General features: G+C 49.3%; 13 protein-coding genes and 2 pseudogenes. 13 read left to right on the forward strand and 2 right to left on the reverse strand.

Going from position 1 to position 18,054, the window contains the following annotated elements; genetic code table 11:
* From MJ769_RS10675 to MJ769_RS10695, 5 genes are all read left to right on the forward strand, one after another.
* On the forward strand, nt 1–243 hold a 243-nt coding region (locus tag MJ769_RS10675; protein ID WP_239237112.1), incomplete at its 5' end, for a WD40 repeat domain-containing protein.
* Nucleotides 240–416, forward strand: a complete 177-nt coding sequence (locus MJ769_RS10680) for a hypothetical protein (RefSeq protein ID WP_239237113.1) — start codon at nt 240–242, stop codon at nt 414–416. The genes MJ769_RS10675 and MJ769_RS10680, both read left to right, overlap by 4 nt.
* Nucleotides 417–473: 57 nt before the next feature.
* On the forward strand, nt 474–722 hold the full coding sequence (locus tag MJ769_RS10685) for a hypothetical protein (protein WP_239237114.1): 249 nt from the start codon (nt 474–476) through the stop codon (nt 720–722).
* Between the two features lie 627 nt (nt 723–1,349).
* Nucleotides 1,350–1,733: a hypothetical protein gene (locus MJ769_RS10690; protein WP_239237115.1), complete on the forward strand. Its 384-nt coding sequence runs from the start codon at nt 1,350–1,352 to the stop codon at nt 1,731–1,733.
* 12 nt (nt 1,734–1,745) lie between these two features.
* Entirely contained in the window at nt 1,746–4,139 is a 2,394-nt protein-coding gene (locus tag MJ769_RS10695) for a phosphoketolase family protein (protein WP_239237116.1), read from the forward strand.
* 455 nt (nt 4,140–4,594) lie between these two features.
* On the opposite strand, the pseudogene MJ769_RS14760 reads toward MJ769_RS10695, so the two are convergent.
* Nucleotides 4,595–5,143, reverse strand: a pseudogene (locus tag MJ769_RS14760) (IS91 family transposase); the annotation flags it as partial.
* A gap of 9 nt (nt 5,144–5,152) precedes the next feature.
* Nucleotides 5,153–5,362: pseudogene (locus MJ769_RS14765) on the reverse strand (phage integrase N-terminal SAM-like domain-containing protein); the annotation flags it as partial.
* 448 nt (nt 5,363–5,810) lie between these two features.
* Between MJ769_RS14765 and MJ769_RS10705 the strand changes: the two are divergent.
* The 8 genes from MJ769_RS10705 (at nt 5,811) to MJ769_RS10740 (ending at nt 17,986) form a co-directional block, all read left to right on the forward strand.
* A complete protein-coding gene (locus MJ769_RS10705) occupies nt 5,811–6,062 on the forward strand; it encodes a GlsB/YeaQ/YmgE family stress response membrane protein (protein ID WP_239237118.1) in 252 nt (83 codons plus the stop codon).
* A gap of 79 nt (nt 6,063–6,141) precedes the next feature.
* Entirely contained in the window at nt 6,142–6,615 is a 474-nt protein-coding gene (locus MJ769_RS10710; protein WP_239237119.1) for a hypothetical protein, read from the forward strand.
* 138 nt (nt 6,616–6,753) lie between these two features.
* The gene (locus MJ769_RS10715) at nt 6,754–7,320 is read left to right on the forward strand and encodes a hypothetical protein (protein ID WP_239237120.1); all 567 of its coding nucleotides are present in this window, start codon (nt 6,754–6,756) and stop codon (nt 7,318–7,320) included.
* Nucleotides 7,321–7,750: 430 nt separating this feature from the next.
* Nucleotides 7,751–9,661 carry a sodium:solute symporter family protein gene (locus MJ769_RS10720; protein WP_239237121.1) on the forward strand — a complete coding sequence of 637 codons (1,911 nt, stop codon included), beginning with the start codon at nt 7,751–7,753 and terminating at the stop codon, nt 9,659–9,661.
* 766 nt (nt 9,662–10,427) lie between these two features.
* Nucleotides 10,428–10,946, forward strand: coding sequence for a PEP-CTERM sorting domain-containing protein (locus tag MJ769_RS10725; protein ID WP_239237122.1), 519 nt, complete (start codon nt 10,428–10,430; stop codon nt 10,944–10,946).
* A gap of 1,538 nt (nt 10,947–12,484) precedes the next feature.
* Nucleotides 12,485–13,741: a TolC family protein gene (locus MJ769_RS10730; protein ID WP_239237123.1), complete on the forward strand. Its 1,257-nt coding sequence runs from the start codon at nt 12,485–12,487 to the stop codon at nt 13,739–13,741.
* Nucleotides 13,738–14,883: an efflux RND transporter periplasmic adaptor subunit gene (locus MJ769_RS10735; protein WP_239237124.1), complete on the forward strand. Its 1,146-nt coding sequence runs from the start codon at nt 13,738–13,740 to the stop codon at nt 14,881–14,883. Before MJ769_RS10730 ends, MJ769_RS10735 begins: the two co-directional genes overlap by 4 nt.
* A gap of 7 nt (nt 14,884–14,890) precedes the next feature.
* Entirely contained in the window at nt 14,891–17,986 is a 3,096-nt protein-coding gene (locus tag MJ769_RS10740) for an efflux RND transporter permease subunit (RefSeq protein ID WP_239237125.1), read from the forward strand.
* Nucleotides 17,987–18,054 lie beyond the last annotated feature (68 nt).

Genomic DNA, 18,054 nt, shown 5'->3' on the forward strand with positions numbered 1-18,054 from the left:
ATCGTGACAAGCGTCGCCTTCAGTCCCGACGGCCGCAGCCTCGTTTCCGGTAGTGATGACAAGACCCTGCGCCATTGGCCTGCCCCTGATGCATGGCTCGACGAACTTTGCAAGAAGCTTACCCGCAATATGAGCCGCAAAGAGTGGAGCCAGTGGGTTTCGCCGGAGATTGATTACATCGTGCAATGCCCGAGCTTGCCGATTCCACCAGACGCACCTGATAATCTCAAAGAAAAACCATGAACGAAAAACTGATAGCACACATGCAATCCTTTGGACCCAAGAAGATCCTAGCTCTCGATGGTGGAGGTATTCGTTGCATGATCATTGTGAGGGTGTTAGAGAAAATTGAAACCCTGTTGTCACAGAAACGGAGGCGCGGCATCGAATCATTACTTTCAGGGGATGAAGTATGACTATGACTTGTCAAAACACGATTATATTTTCCATTTACACATCATCAGGAGATTGTCGTGGCGAGCTTTGACTGGAAGCAGGTTTCTGAAAAAAACTTGGATGAGCTGTACAACTCAGATGTGCGGGGCTATAAAGAATGGCAGCAATTGATCAAAATGCTTCCCGAGTCTTCGGATGCTGAACAACCCGATATGTTACTCGAAGCTTTCGACAAGTTCCTAATCCAGCTCGAACAGATTGACCCTCAACCAAACTACATTCCGAATGTTCGTTTCGCATTAGCGCGCCGACGTACTGATTGCTAAGCGTATTACTTATTTTTCCCACAATCAAAGGGATGAGTCTGCTGGACTTTATGGCTAATCAGGGAAGTTGTTAGGCGCTTCCGTATCAGCCCTGCTATCTACCAACTCCAGTAATTAAATCCAAAGGATTAGAAAGTGCAACCATTTACCTTCTTTATTAGGGGCACTTCTATCAATCCGACGTCAAAGCGACGGATTCGCTATGATCCGAGATTTTCTATTAGCCCCAATTTCTAATGGAAACCATTTAGAGCAAGCAAATGATTTTAATTATGTTTATGGTGTTTTCCGGCTAAACTAAGCCATTGCTATTTCAGTGCAGGAGAAATCATGGAATTTAACCTTCGATTTACCGACAAAGAAATTACCGCCTGGGGTGGTATGGGGCTGATGAAACGAGTACTGGATCACTTGGGATTTGACAGATAGATCACTTCGCAAAATTTCCCACCTAATCCCGATTGGGAATATGCAGATCGATGGTGTTGCAAATTACCCCGTTATTCAGATGCCGATGACCGCTTGATCTTCGCCCGTCTTGGCCACTGTGTCAGCCAGTGTGCTTTGATCAGTCGAAGGTGTGTGGGTGGGTGACCACTAGATATTCATGCCACTGGGCGGATTTACATGGCAACACTTTGTGGTGGCATTGATCTCGGCATGTTGCTTCGTATCATGAATGAAAAGGGTTTGGCGCCAGACGTTGTCTCCGGTCTATTGCATAAGCAATCTGGTTTGCTTGGCATGTCGGCGGTTAGTGGCGATATGCGTGAGTTTTTAGCCAGTAGCGATCTGCACTCAGCGGAAGCTGTTGTTCTGTTCGTCTATCGTGCGGTGCGCGAAATTTGTTCGCTGACTGCTGCTGGCAATTCGCAGATAAGTAGACAGGATAGCCCCGTGTCCGCCTGGATAATTCCTGCCGAAGAGGAACTTGCTAACTGCAAAGCATGCCATATGCTATGTTGTAGGCGATATCCCGACAAAAATGACGTTACACTGCATTCGAAATGAGAGGAGCAGAAAATGACACAGAGAGCAAACAAAACTACTGCCAATGATGCGCCCTTGAGCGCTGATGAGTTAAAGAATACCGATGCCTACTGGCGCGCCTGTAACTATCTTGCTGTCGGCATGATTTATCTGCAGGCGAATCCACTGCTGCGCAAGCCGCTTGAATTTGCGCACATCAAAAAGCGCCTGCTCGGCCATTGGGGTGCGAGCCCCGGGCTGTCGTTTATGTACGTGCATATGAACCGGCTCATCAATAAATATGACCTGAATGCTATTTTCCTCGCCGGCCCCGGTCATGGTGCGCCCGGGGTGCTGGCGCCGGTGTATCTGGAAGGTGCTTATTCTGAGGTTTATCCGGACAAGAGCGAGGATGAGGAAGGCATGCGACGATTCTTCAAGCAGTTTTCCTTCCCCGGCGGCATTGGCAGTCATTGTACGCCGGAAACGCCTGGCTCTATCCATGAGGGTGGTGAGCTCGGTTACAGTGTGTCACACGCCTTCGGCGCGGCATTTGATAATCCGGATCTTATTGTTACCGTGGCAGTTGGAGATGGCGAGGCCGAGACCGGTCCGCTGTCCACGTCCTGGCATTCCAGCAAGTTTTTACATCCGGTGCGTGACGGTGCGGTGCTGCCGATTCTTCATCTGAACGGCTACAAAATCAATAACCCAAGCATTCTTTCTCGAATATCCCACGACGAGCTGGAGAACTTGTTTCGGGGATACGGTTGGACACCTTACTTCGTCGAAGGCGACGATCCGAACACCATGCACCAGAAGATGGCCTCCACAATGGAGCGCTGTGTACAACAGATTCGCGAGATTCAGGCGCAGGCACGCAATGGCGGTGCAGTCACCCGTGCACGCTGGCCAATGATTATTTTACGGTCACCCAAAGGCTGGACCGGACCGAAAGAGGTAGATGGTAAGAAAGTCGAAGGTTACTGGCGTGCACACCAGGTGCCTTTGTCCGGCCTGCAAGGTAATCCTGAACACATGCAGCAACTGGAAAGCTGGTTGCGCAGTTACCGGCCAGAGGAGCTGTTTGATACGCAGGGCCGTCTGCTACCCGAATTGAAAGCGCTAGCGCCCAAAGGGGTGCGCCGCATGGGTGCCAATCCGCATGCCAACGGCGGTTTGTTGCGACGTGATTTACGTATGCCGGATTTTCGTGAATATGCAATTGATGTCGCCAAACCCGGTCAGAGCAGCGCCATGAACACCAAGCCACTGGGGGCTATGCTGCGAGATGTGATGCGCCAGAACATGGATAACTTTCGGGTGTTCGGTCCCGATGAAAACACTTCCAACAAACTGGACGCGGTTTACGAGGTGAGCAAGAAATTATGGCTGGCAGACTATCTTCCTGAGGATGACGATGGTGGCGAACTCAGTCCCGATGGTCGCGTGCTGGAGATGCTCTCGGAACATACCTTGGAAGGCTGGTACGAAGGTTATGTGCTTACCGGTCGTCACGGCTTCTTCGCCACTTATGAGGCTTTCGTGCATGTTATCGATTCGATGTACAACCAGCATGCCAAATGGCTGGCCATCTGTGAGGAGTTGCCCTGGCGTGCACCCATCGCCTCGATTAATCTACTCATCACTTCCACCGTCTGGCGTCAGGATCACAACGGGTTTACTCATCAGGATCCAGGTTTTCTGGATGTCGTGATTAACAAGAGCCCCAAAGTTACACGCATTTACCTGCCGCCAGATGTCAACTGTCTGCTGACCACGGCCGACCATTGCCTGCGCAGTCACAATGACATTAACGTCATAGTCTGTGACAAACAGATGCATATCCAGTACCTGGATAAGGATGCAGCTATTAAGCACTGCACTAAAGGACTGGGGATATGGAAGTGGGCAAGCAATGATGAGGGTTTCGAACCGGACGTGGTGATGGTCGGCTGCGGTGACATCCCGACAAAAGAAGCGCTGGCTGCCACAGCTTTGCTGCGACAGCATTTTCCTGATCTCAAGATTCGATTTATCAACGTGGTGGATCTGTTCCGTATGACTTCAGCTGGTGAGCATCCACACGGACTGTCCGACAGAGATTTTGACAGCCTGTTTACCGTCGACAAACCCATTATTTTTAACTTCCACGGTTATCCCTGGTTGATCCATCGCATGGCATATCGTCGCACCAATCATAACAACCTGCATGTACGCGGTTACAAGGAGCGTGGCAATATCAATACACCGTTGGATCTTGCTATCGAAAATGAGATCGACCGGTTTAGCTTGGCCATTGATGTCATCAACCGAGTGCCAGGGTTAAAAGTAGCAGGCGCTCATGTCAAAGAGAGTCTGCGCGATATGCAGATTGATTGCCGCCGTTATGCACATGAACATGGCATCGACAAGCCGGAAGAGCGTGACTGGGTGTGGCCGTATTGATCATCTTGCGCTGCACTTAATTATAGGTGCGGACTTATTGCTGTCAGCTTAAAACTCAAATAAACAACCTCCATTGTTTATATTGGGTTCGTACTTCCAATGGACAATCTTGATAAAACACATAACGAATAAGTTCAGATTGTGATCGCGAAGCGAGCCACAATCTAAACCGTTTGTTGGACGAGCCCGGCCCAGAGTGCTCGAGTGGCCTCATAGAAAATATCTTGTTGTGAATGGCTCCGGTTTGAAGTTCTAGCGGGATAACGGGCGGTTGAACGCCCGTTTCATAGGGGCTCTATCCACAGGTGATGCCCGATTCGGACGTTTATTCGCCTATTTCGCCAGATTTCAGACGAATGAATCGCTCCGCTTGTGGGCACTGACACCCCGGCACTTGTCAAAAGTGCGTATCGCTTACATGGTCAGCATGTATCCCGTGCGGCAAGCGGGGCGGGTACGGTTCGCCGTTCCCTCTTCCCCGTCTTGGCAAGGCGATAACGGAACATCACGTGACCGTCGTTGCTGGCGACGATATCTTTCTCCCGGAACACTTGGGCCAAGGCTTTGCGGTTGTACAGATAGCCGCCCTTGCCGCGCCGCTTGGTGCGCTACTGCTGCTGCTCACGAGCGACCACCGCCGCAGGCATGACCAGATGGACATGCGGGTGATACTCCATCTGGCGCGTGTTGGTATCCAACACCGCGATGGCACCGGGCGTGCCCCGCAGCTGCTTGTCGTTCTGGGCGAACGCGCGCACAGTCACCCAGCTACAACGTATAAGCGAGTCGTAGATGATGCGCTGGTGCGCAAGAGCCAGCCCCTTGAATTCCGCAGGCAGGGTAAAAGTCAGCAGAACGTATTCGGCTGGTACCTGTTTTTGTAACTGCCGTTCCAACCAAGGCTGGCTTTCGTGGTGTGGACAGTGCGGGCAGTGGCGATTGCAGCCGTAGCCCTTTGCCCAGGCGCAGCCCCAGGCTATACAAAGTGAAGAAGAACAGCCGGTAACTGACCACGCGTGCGACGCCACCAGTTCGGTGAAATAGTCCCTCAGTTGTGCCTCGGTCAGGCTGTCGATTTGATGATCGAAGCGCGCGCCGATGCGGCGTAGGGTGCGCGAGTACGCCTCGATGGTCTTGGGCTGCAAACCTTTGAGCTTGAGGTGCTTGAGAGGTGTCTGGTACGGCTGGTCGAAGTGCGATTGCGATGAAAATGTTGTGTTCATGCTGGCGTGTCCTCATGATTGTGTGCAAAATTAACCCCTCAGAAAACAAGGGGACGAAGATGCAGCATAAATCGTGGCATCGCAGTTTGGGTTGCCTCCGCGTAGCGGCTTCGTTCAACAAGTCAATCAACGGCGACCGCAAAAAGCGCGCCGCATTATTCCGAACGTTAGCTGTGACATTAAAACATTTCATTTCTGTCAACTATAGGAGTACAACATGGCGATGAGCTCAGGAGCTACAATGAAAATCATAGGTATTGTCCTAATAGTTTTAGGAACTGGCATGGCAATCTGAGGATATCAATTACTGGTTCTATCGCATCACAATTAACAAAGCTGTTACAGGCACAGAAACAGATAAAGTAGTAATGACTTTCTACATAACTAGTACGGTCAGTTTTGTTGCAGGCATATACCTTTTAATTAAAAAATTAACAGTGGAGGTAACATGGATATCATTAACTTGATAATATTTTTAGCAGTTGGCGCTTTGGCTGGGTGGCTTGCTGGCATTATTATGAAGGGAAGAGGATTTGGTGCTATAGGCAATATTATTGTGGGAATTGTTGGTGCTGTATTGGGTGGTTTTGTATTTGGTTTCCTCGGCATAACAACAGGCAGCTTATTAGGCTCTATAATTATGGCCACTATTGGCGCTGTTATGTTGTTATTTGTAATTAGTTTAGTTAAGAAATCCTAGTTTGTAAACAGCTAACAAGTAATTTAGCCTGACAAAAAACTGTAATTTTCTAGTTTATTAAAATTTAGAAGGTATTCTGATGCGTAAGAGAATTACCAATCCAGTTAAGGAGCAAAACGCATATTCTGATCACAACTGGTTGGATATAGAGAAACTTGCGGTTGCTGAGGTCACCTCTGAAGACGATGTATGTCCAATCGAGTTCGCATTACTGCCTGGCAACGATTCTGGGTGGCGGGCCTCAAGACCGGGAAAACAGATGATAAGGCTACTCTTCGATAATCCACAAAGGCTGCAATGGATCAGGCTGAACTTCGAAGAGTTAGATATTAAACGTACGCAAGAATATGTTTTGCGTTGGTCTCCAGATGGCGGTCAATCGTACCAAGAAATCATAAGACAACAGTGGAACTTCTGTCCTGAAGGTGCAACAAGTGAAATTGAAGATTATCAAGTAGAGCTTCCGGCAGTAACTATTCTTGAGTTGGACATCAACCCAGATATGAGTAAGGGAAATGCACTAGCGTCTTTAAAGGAGTTGCGGCTTGCCTAACAAAGGCGATCAGACGGACAGACCTCTGCGGTGGCTTGCACTTAATAGCACAAGCCTCACCGCTACAACCTGCCGCTTACAGCCGTCGTTAAGCTGTACGATGCCGCGACTTAACTGCTGTAACTATTGGAGATCAAAATGGACTTGACGCAATTGAGTAATCCTTTTGTGGCGGGCGTTGCAGGTTTGTCTATCGGGCTTGTCCTTTCCCTTTTTGTGATGATCAAGGCATGGTTCGGACGCCGATCTCTTGAAAAAGAAAATGCGTCTTTACTCCGTGGTCATATATTGATGCACGACACTGGCCACAAGGCGCTGACCGCAGAACTAGAAGGATTGAAGAAACAGAACGAAAATCTGCGAGTCACGGTTGCCACACTCAAAACTAAGACCGAGAAGTCTGACCTTTTGACGTTGCACATCTATGACAAGGCCATCCGCTTAATGAATGCTAGAGCGCCGGGCTTTTCCCCAGTATGGGAATCTACTTTGGCTGAGGCGGAAGCTGAAATGCAACAAGTAGACACCGGCATGGTTGCCTGGATTAGAAGGACTATTCGGCCTTCCTTAGCCAACAAGCCCAGACAACTTACTTTGTCGCCCACAACAAATCAGTCGTCGCCGGACCCGCTGTTTAGCAGTGTTACCGACACTCACTCAAGATCAGTTGCCCAACCCAACATTCCACCGGACGCTGCGCGATAAAGCCGCGCTTCACCGGTGAATTCTAAGGTTGAGGCTGTAGAATAATCTGAATCCTTTTAAATGCTTACCTTGTTATCAGCAGGATATTGACGTACGTATCTACAAGAATTCGGATCTTCAGAAAAATTAGGACATAGCTTCAAAGTATTCCAGCAATTGGCCCACAGGTGGGGAACACACCACAAACCACACGTCAAAATGCTTATGAACACCTGCTTGCCCGAGACTAGTCCAAGATGTCCTTGGTGCAGCAATGCGTAAGCTGGTGCATTTGTGCTTTGGCGTACTCGACGCAACAGCCATATCAACACGATTATCTGAAAAATGCTTGACTGTAAAAGCGGTATTTATTGGCTTTTCATCAAGTGAAGTTCCCTTTGAGAAAAAAATGAGATCGATATTATGAGAAATCTTTTATGAGCGTAAGGGTATGACTAAATGGGACTGGGCCATTCTGGCAACCTTTATTCTGTATGCGCTCTATGCCGGATTTCGTGAACGAAAACGGGCCTCTCTAAATCTTGATGAGTATTTCTTGGCCGGGCGGAGTCTCTCGGGGTGGAAAGCGGGGTTGAGTATGGCGGCCACGCAATTCGCCGCTGATACCCCACTTCTTGTGACTGGCTTGGTCGCGACTGCGGGGGTCTTTGCCTTATGGCGATTGTGGATTTATGCCCTGGCCTTTCTCCTTATGGGGTTTTTGTTGGCGCCGAGTTGGCGGCGAGTGGGTGTGCTGACCGATGCGGAATTAACTGAGGTGCGCTATGGCCATCGTGCCGCCGCAGCATTGCGGGGAATAAAAGCCATCTATTTTGGCACGATTATCAATTGCACCGTCTTGGCTATGGTCCTCCTGGCTGCGACACGTCTCGCTGAACCGTTCCTTCTGTGGAATCAATGGCTACCTCCAGCCTTCTTTGAATTCTGTGTTCATATTGTGCAATGGGTTGGTGTGCCATTTGCGATTGGAGGGATGGAAGCAGACACGATTTGGATCCGTTCCAGCAATAATTTATTTTCAATTGGTACCATGGTGTTGGTGACCATGTTGTATTCCACAACCGGTGGGTTGCGCAGCGTGGTCAACACTGACCTGGTGCAATTTGTCATTGGTATTGTGGCGAGTATTGGATTTGCTTGGGTGGTGGTCGATTATGTCGGCGGGCTGACGGCACTCACTCACCGAATCCAGGAGCAGTTCACCACGGCTGCAGGTTATCCCCTGACTGGAGATGAGCTCTTGGCCTTTACGCCGTTTGGGGCCAAAGATGCGACGATGATGATCATCTTGGTCTACGGTTTCCAATGGTTGTTGCAGATGAATGCTGATGGCACTGGATACCTGGCCCAGCGATCCATGGCCTGTAAAAGCGATCACGATGCTCGTCTGGCGGCTGTGGTATTTACGGTGGCACAAGTCCTGTTACGAAGTTTGATTTGGTTGCCGTTGGCTTTAGGGTTATTGGTGATTTTCCCGCCAGCTTCTGGCTCAATCGATATGGCGGCGCGGGAATTTACCTTTATTCAAGGAATCGATGAACTTTTGCCACCAGGCTTGAAAGGACTCATGCTGGTTGGCATGTTAGCCGCCTTGGCTTCTACGGTGGATACGCATTTGAATTGGGGCGCGTCCTATTGGACAAATGATGTGTATCGTCGATTTATTTGTCAATCCTGGTTAAAACGCACACCCTCCAATCGCGCATTAGTATGGGTGGCGCGTGGAAGTAATGTGCTTATTCTAGTCATTGCCCTCTGCATTCTTCCATGGTTGTCCTCAATTCAAATGGCGTGGCAGGTGAGTCTGTTATTGGGCTCGGGGATGGGTGTGTTGCTGGTGTTACGATGGATCTGGTGGCGTATCACTGCCTGGGGCGAATTAGCCTGCATCATGACCTCGATCATGATGGCGCCGCTCTTGTTATGGGGGTTGCCGGATCAAGAGGAGTTGCGGGTACTCATAATGGGGATTGGTTCCGCGATGATAGGCATAGGGGTCTCGTTATTGACTGGCCCTGAAGATCATGACCGCTTAGAAACATTTTATCGGCGCGCTCAGCCACCCGGGTTTTGGAGACCAATTGAACAACGTGTCAATCCTGATCATCCAGAAAGTTCTACACGATTTTGGCGAGCGATTTTGGCAATGGGGCTTGCGGCCTTGTCGATATTCTGTTTCTTGACGGGCATCGGTTCATGGATGGTCGGAAGTCCCGCGCCAATCTGGATGCCTTGGCGGGAAGCTTGGATTGCCGGGCTTTTAGTGATGGGGACGATATTATGTCCCTTGTGGATAAAACTTGGTTTTCAACAACCCAAGCTTGATAGTCAGCTGAGTTAAAAAATGAAGAAGTTTTGACATCCGTCATCGTTTTTGCCAGATGGAAAATTGATGTACCGGATATACCTAAGCCGCATTTTTCTTTGACTCAGGTGGATATTGTTTAAAAAATAGAGGAGCTATTTTTGAGGGGCATAGAGAGTAACGGGACAAGCGCGGTATCTTCTTGGCTGACCTTTCTTAACTCTGAACAAGTGATTATTAGTCTGCTACACTTCAGGCAGACGGGATGTTCTGCTATAGCATAAAAATGCTGGAATCAATCGCACGAATTGACCGGTATTATGAGTGGTTCTTACATTACGTCTATTTTGCTGCCAACGTATCCTTAAGCTAGCTACGATATGCAATATTTTACAAAATATGCTTCCCATTTTACGTCACGTAGATAGTGCTGGGAATTTCGATGGCAACTGTGAGCCATGAGAATGCGCAGTGGTAACGTAGCAATATATATAAGTCTATGACGAATCCAGCGAGGAAAATAGCGCTGTTGAGTATGTGCGATGATTTGAATCTGTCCGGCAATCCACTGTTTTTTTTCGCCGTTCTACTCGCATATTGAACTATAAGTACACTTTTTTGCTGATTTAACTATGTCGAAAACTCTTACAGTCCTGGCTTTGTGGGCCACAAGTTATACGCATATACTATTGTTAATAAATAAAATTTAATTTTTGGTATGAATATTGCTTAAATTACATTATAAATGTTTTATCGAATTATGAAGCTTGATTTATTTATTTAACTTTACAAGGAAGTCGGCATGAAATCGCTATCCAAGTATGCTAAAAATACGTTTAATGGCAGCTCATTTAACTTGTTGTCTGTATTGATGGTGTTGAGTTTGTTTTGTGGCTCATCCTCGGCCGCGCCAATATTAGGTGCAGCTTTGGCTGGTTTGTCGATTAAAAGCTCCCCGGGGGTAAACCATCTTATGCCAAAACATAAAACTATCGGAAATTTTGGCTATGCCTCAAATGTTACAGACGGCGGAAAGGGTGCCTTTGTTGAATCAGTACCAGGGAATATCCCAAATTCGCAGCAGGATCCGCTTGATCTGGACATTGCAATCAAAGATTTAAATCTTGGGGGTCTCATTGACACAACTATTCCGGATTCTACTGGCCTGATCTTGCCGGTTACCGAGTCCGGTGGCGACTTTGTCCAAATCGCCAATATTGAGTCGGCGGCTACAGCTGTCCCAGAAGCTGTCCCAGCACCTGCAACCTTGGCGCTGCTGGGAATTGGACTCGCAGGACTTGGATTCGCCCGCCGTCGTTGAGGATGTAGAGAAGCCTGGATTCGTTTTAATGTTCACCCCGTTATCAGCTATAACTCCATTACGAAATAAAACTGAAGTGGATGTCTTATGGCGTGATTCAAACCAATACGCCAAGGCTTAAAATTTCTGCCAGTCGACTTTGAACGGCAAGTCATTCCCGGCAGTTTTGAATACGCGTTATACCATTTGGTCGATCCTGAACTCGATCTTTTCGCCTCCCATGACCGTTATTAAGAATGGTGTCGATGGCACATCTGCCCTTGATCTGGAAGTGCTGATCAAGATAATTCTGCTGGCCTACAGTCGGGCACCAGCAGCAGCCGCAAGGTAGTACAGCGTGCCCCGTGAGAATGTGCTATTTAACGCCATTTCAGGGTACAGCCAGTTGCACTCCACCACGCTTGTGGTTTTTTTCGGATATGGGCGAGACGTTTGTCATTATTGGCGTCCAACTACCAGCCAATACCAATCAAGAAAAATCAAGTACCCGGGACTATTTCCAACGCAAAACGCGGTATCTACTGGGCTGCATAAAATGAGGCTCAACATCACAGGAGGTTGATAAACGCATACTTTACCGACTTTCGATGCAGCGGGAGGTGCATGCTTCTTCACTGTTAATCTTGTTGAACGCAGCTCCGATTTATTGGTGAGGCATACTAGATGATTTGCGTGCAACTATGAAAACGATAAAAGACGCGTATCCATTTACCATTCTGGCGTTGGTAGAACTGCAAAAACATCTGCATGCGATATGGAGTTTTCCCAAAATTGGGCAGATCATCTACGTCAATCACGCTAGTGACCGCCTATATTTATCATATAATCATTAAGTTACTGTGGCAGCAGCACTTGCAGTCCTAATCCTGCGCGCTGAGTGTCGGCACATGCCTCCCTTCCCATCCCACACAGTCCCATCAGCCCTGTCAGTAATATTAGCGCCCATTTGAACTTAGTGCGTACTGGAGTTTCAAATACACGATTTATTAGGCTGAGCCACAATTTAAACTGCCGTAAATAATTTACCATTAAACTAAATAATATAAATGAGGCCGTATGTAACATACAGTAAGATGGATTTATGTTCGAAGTGCAACAGCCAGTGGTTGATTGTTGTAGAGCGCCTTCATCCCGAAAGTTACTTCATGCGGGGTTCTAAATTCAAGTACTTTTCGAGGTTAGTGGTTGATCCGCACTATCGATTCTTGCACTTGTTGCTCGGTTATATTTGACAGCTTTATGCCCTTGGGGAAGTACAGTCTCAATAGTTTTTGGTGATCTCAGTTTGATTCAAGTTAGCTTGTTTCAGACCGTAAATCTGGTATCGTAGCTTGCTGATGTGCTGCTTATATTGATTCATCTACGCTCCTGTTACTTGGTCGTTTAAATGGCTCCGATATTAACGCAGCTCGCCACCTAAATGCACTGACAAAAGTTGCACTTCAGAGTTGAATCCGCCGTTTTTTACTGGTTTAACATGTAGCTATTATCGGTGTCACGTGATACCCCTAAGAATATATTTGGAAAATTAAAATAACATGCAATTGCATAGCTTGCCTATTCGTTTATGGTGGTCAATATTTTTACTAATTGCAGTCACTCCATCATATGCCGCGACGCCATTGACTTTAAACGAAGCCTTGCGTCTCGCAGCCATACACAGTCCAGCGCTTGCTGACGTGATAGCTCAAGAGCGTGGCGCGAATGCCGCTCTCACTACGGCGCAGGCTTATCCCAATCCGGATCTTCAAATCGGAGCGGGTAGTTCGCTTTCAAAGCACATTGGTATTCCGAATGGGCATACCAATGTGGCTGCATTATCTCAGTTGGTCGAACTACCCTCCGTGCGTGCCGCACGGAGGCAGGGCGCGGAAGCCGGTATTGCCGCCAGTGAGGCGGTAGTGTCGGATGCGCGAATAAATTTGCGGGCTTCAGTGAAGCAGGCTTATTTCGATGTATTACGCCGTCAAGAGGAGGTCAAGCTGGCTACAGTCAACCATGAGTTGCTCATGCAAATTCGCGACAGGGTGAAACTCAAAGTAAAAGTTGGAGAATCCCCACGCTTTGAATTAGTCAAGGCAGAAGTCGAGGTATTGGCTGCAAAAAGTGCTGTTAATAGTGCTGAATTACGTATTACCCAAGGCCGCGATCGGTTGCGGGCGCTAATCGGTGCGCCACTTGCGGGAAATTTTAAAGTGGCGCAGGAAAAGTTACTACCCCCAGATCTGCCAGAACTGGAAGAGCTTCGCAAAGACTTATTGGAGCGTCAGCCTTTGCTGAAGGTTGCTGACGCTCAAACGCGTCGTGCTCAAGCGCGGGTGCAGCTAGAACGCAACCTGCGATACCCACAGCCCACCATTACGGTAGGCACTAATCAAGATCCGGATTGGAAACAGTGGCAAGTCGGCGTGTCCTTGCCCTTGCCGATATGGAATCGGCGTCAGGGTCCGATCGGCGAGGCAGTCGCAGGGTTTGATCGGGCTGTAGCGGAGAAGCGGCAGACAAGCATCAATCTGCTGGGCGTTCTGGATCAGGCTTACGGTCGATACAAGATTGCCAAAAATCAGGTAATGATATTCGAAACAGGTCTGATGCACGATGCCGAAAACGCCATGAAGGTAGCTGAAGCGGCCTATCGCTATGGTGAACGTGGCATTCTTGAGTTTCTGGACGCCCAGCGAGTTTTGCGTACCACTCGTTTGGATTACCTTAATGCTCGTTACGAACTGCAAGCAGCGCTCATCGAAATTGCCCGGCTGCGCGCCTTACCCCCCAATGCCGGAGAAGTACTGTGAAGCGCACATTTTTTGCTGTTTTAGTCTCCATTCTGTTGTTAACTCTGATGGCTGGTTGCAAGGACAAAAAAATTCCGAGTGCCGTCGCAACTCCGGTCAGCGATCCCTCAGTTGTAGAGGTTACACCGGAATTTTTAAAGCGTCTGACAATCACTCTTGCTAGCGAAGGTGATTTGGCCGAAACCCTGCGCGTTCCGGCCAACGTTGAAGTGGACGAACATCGGGTGGCGCGCATCGGTTCTGCCGTTACCGGGCGTGTAACTGAAATCCATGCTTTTCTTGGTCAGACGGTAAAGCGTGGCGATGTGTTGACTACGCTGAATAGCACCGAGTTGTCTGCTGCCCAGCTAATATATATCAAGGCATTGTCTCAAGAAGGGCTGCAGCGTCGTGCTGTGGAGCGGGCGAGGTTACTGTTCGCTGCTGATGTAATTGGTGGAGCTGAGCTGCAGAAACGTGAGGCTGATCTGGTTCAGGCCCGAGCCGAATTGCATGCTTCCCTCGAACAACTCAAGGTGCTCGGAATGGGCACAAGCGCCATTACCAAGCTGGCGGCTACGCGCCGGGTGAATTCCCTTTCTTCCATTATTGCCACGCTTGACGGAGTGGTGATTGAGCGTAATGTGACATCGGGCCAAGTAGTGCAACCGGCTGAACCTCTTTATACCGTAGCTGACCTGTCCCACGTCTGGCTGGTTGCCGAGGTGACTGAACAGCAGGCTTCCCATGTGAAGAAAGGTGAGGTGGTACAAGCTGAAATTCCTGCATTGGACGGCAAGCGCATTGAGGGGCGATTGATTTTTGTTGCCGACACCGTTAATCCGGATAGACGAACAGTGCAAGTGCGTATGGATGTAGAAAATCATGAACGTATGCTCAAGCCGGAAATGCTTGCCTCCATGCTGATTCTGGTTAAATCCCAGCGTCGCCTGGTGGTGCCGGCTGCGGCGGTGGTGCGAGAGGATAACAAGGATCATATTTTCGTTCAGCTGGACGAAAAGCGCTTCCAGTTGCGGCGTGTCTTGCTGGGACATGAAAGCGATCATTATTTTCCAGTGCTGGAAGGCTTAAAAATTGGCGAACGTATCGTCACAGAAGGCGCTTTTCATCTAAACAACGAGCGCAAGCGAGAAGAGCCGTGAGATTGATATGCTGGAATCTCTGATTCGGGCTGCGCTCAAGCAGCGCTTGGTGCTTGTCGTGGTGGCAGTTTGCTTGGTGGCAATCGGTTTGGATGCGGCGCGCAAGCTATCCGTGGATGCTTTTCCAGATGTGACCAATGTACAGGTTCAGATTGCCACTGAGGCCTTTGGCCGTTCACCTGAGGAAGTCGAACGCTTTGTAACAGTGCCGTTGGAAATGGCCATGACCGGTCTGCCAGGCTTGGAGGAGATGCGCTCTCTCAATAAACCGGGGCTATCGCTGATTACTCTGGTATTTACCGATGCTACCGATGTTTATTTCGCGCGTCAGCTGGTAATGGAGCGCCTGATCGAGGTAGGCGGACGTATGCCTGTGGGTGTGACACCCTTACTAGGCCCACTGTCTACAGGATTGGGAGAGGTTTATCAGTACATTCTGGAGAAGCCAGGTGACGGCGAGCGGGTGCTTAGTCAAGAAGAGCTGACCAAACGCCGGATTGCCCAGGACTGGGTGGTACGACCACTGCTGCGGGGCATTCCTGGTGTGGCAGAAATCAACTCTCAGGGGGGGTACGTCAAACAGTATCAGGCGTTGGTCAATCCGGATCGCATGAGGCATTACAAGGTGACACTTCAGGAAGTGTACCAGGCTCTCGCCCGCAACAATGCCAACTCTGGCGGCGGCGTTTTGCCCCGTTATTCTGAGCAATACTTGATTCGCGGTGTAGGCCTGATAAAAAGCTTGGACGATATCCGCATGATCGTGCTCAAGGAGCAGGGTGGAGTGCCGGTGTTCATGCGTGATGTGGCTGAAGTGACCATCGGTCACGAGGTGCGCTATGGCGCATTGCTTAAAAATGGCATCACCGAGTCGGTGGGCGGGATAGTGATGATGATCCGCGCTGGCAACGCCAAAGAGATTGTTAACCGAATCAAGCAAAGGGTCGAAGAAATAAACGACAAGGGGATGCTCCCCGACGGCCTCCAAATTGTTTCATACTACGACCGCAGCGAGCTGGTGGATGCGGCTTTGCTAACTGTGATCAAGGTGCTGCTTGAGGGTGTGGTGCTAGTTATCATTGTGTTGTTTCTGTTCCTCGGCGACGTGCGCTCATCTCTGATTGTAGTGACCTCCCTGGTCTTGACACCGCTGATCACTTTCATGGTAATGAATCATTACGGCCTGTCTGCCAATCTGATGTCCCTCGGTGGCCTCGCTATTGCCACCGGTTTGATTGTGGACGGTTCGGTGGTGGTGGTGGAAAATACTTTTCAGCGTCTAGCTGAGCGTAAAGATATTAGTCGAATGCAGGTAATTCTTGACGCAGCATCAGAGGTAGCTACGCCGGTTATTTTTGGTATCTCTATCATTATTTTGGTGTTTCTGCCATTAATGACTCTGCAGGGTATGGAAGGCAAAATGTTCGCCCCACTCGCATTTACCATTGCTATCGCCCTGTTCGTGTCGCTGATTCTGGCGCTCACTCTGACCCCGGTTCTGTGCTCATACCTGTTAGTAGGAAAAGACGAGCACGATACCCGCTTGGTTGCCTTTTTGAAGAAACCCTATCTGTGGTTGTTGGATTGGACGCTATCCAATGGCAGAAAGACCATCATTATATCGGGAGGGGCATTAGTCGGAGCCTTGCTGCTGCTACCTTTGCTTGGTACGGCGTTCATACCCGAGATGAAGGAAGGTTCTATCGTGCCCGCCATAAATCGCGTACCCAATATCTCACTGGATGAATCCATCAAGGTGGAAATGGAGGCGATGCACATGGTGATGCAGGTGCCCGGGGTAAAGTCCGCTTTTTCTGGCGTTGGCCGTGGAGAGAGTCCTGCCGATCCGCAAAGCCAGAATGAATCGACCCCGATAGTTAGCCTCAAACCCCGTGACGAATGGCCAGACGGATGGACGCAAGACGACATTGCCGACGCCATCCGGGACAAACTTAGAACTTTGCCCGGGGTGCAAGTAGTGATGGCCCAGCCGATTTCAGACCGGGTTGACGAAATGGTCACAGGGGTGCGCTCCGATGTGGCGATCAAGTTGTTTGGTGACGACATCGGTTTGCTCAAGCTGAAGGCTGATGCAATTGCCAAGGTGGCAACTTCTATCAAGGGAGCGCAGGATCTGCGCGTGGAAAGGGTTACCGGTCAGCAGTATTTGTCTATTAATATCGATCGTCAAGCCATCGCTCGACATGGCCTCAATGTAACTGACATAAACGACGTGATCGAGACGGCAATAGGCGGCAGAATCACCACCGAAATATTTGAAGGTGAACGCCGCTTTAGCGCCGTGGTGCGCTTGCCAGAGAGATTTCGCAATAGCGTAGAGGAAATCCATGCTTTGCGCGTCATCTCGCCCAACGGCGCCCATGTGGCTTTGGAAGACTTGGCCTTCATCAGCGTGCTGGATGGGCCGGCACAGATTAGCCGGGAGAAAGCAAAGCGTCGTATCGTGGTGGGGTTGAACGTTAAGGGACGTGACTTGGGCGGGTTCGTTTCCGAGCTACAGTTGGCTGTAGATGCAAAGATTAAGCTTCCCGAGGGTTATTACCTGGAGTGGGGTGGTCAGTTCCAGAATATGGAGCGGGCGATGGGTCACTTGATGGTTATCGTTCCTGTGACCATTGCTGCAATTTTTTTTCTGCTGTTCCTGTTGTTTGGTTCCCTGCGCTACGCTTCGCTTATCATCATGGTGCTGCCTTTTGCTTCGATGGGCGGAGTGGTGTCCCTGTTTTTATCAGGCGAGTATTTGTCAGTGCCAGCTTCTGTGGGTTTCATTGCCCTGTGGGGGATCGCAGTGTTAAATGGTGTAGTCCTGGTATCTTATATCCGTACCTTGCGGGAAAAAGGTATGTCTCAGTCGGAAGCCGTAATTCAAGGTTGCCGGCAGCGCTTCCGTCCAGTGCTAATGACCGCTACAGTAGCAATGCTGGGGCTTATTCCCATGTTGTTCGCTACAGGGCCAGGGTCAGAAGTGCAACGACCCCTTGCCATCGTGGTAATTGGCGGCCTGGTAACTTCCACATTGCTCACGTTGGTGGTGCTACCCACGTTGTACAAATGGTTTGAGAAAAAAACTGCCGAGGCGTAGTTAAAAAGAAGGCTCTAGTGTAGTGAACCGTAGTTAACGGAACTAATAACAATGATGCCTGTCACATT

The sequence above is a fragment of the Candidatus Nitrotoga sp. BS genome (assembly GCF_927797785.1).
Taxonomy (GTDB): domain Bacteria; phylum Pseudomonadota; class Gammaproteobacteria; order Burkholderiales; family Gallionellaceae; genus Nitrotoga.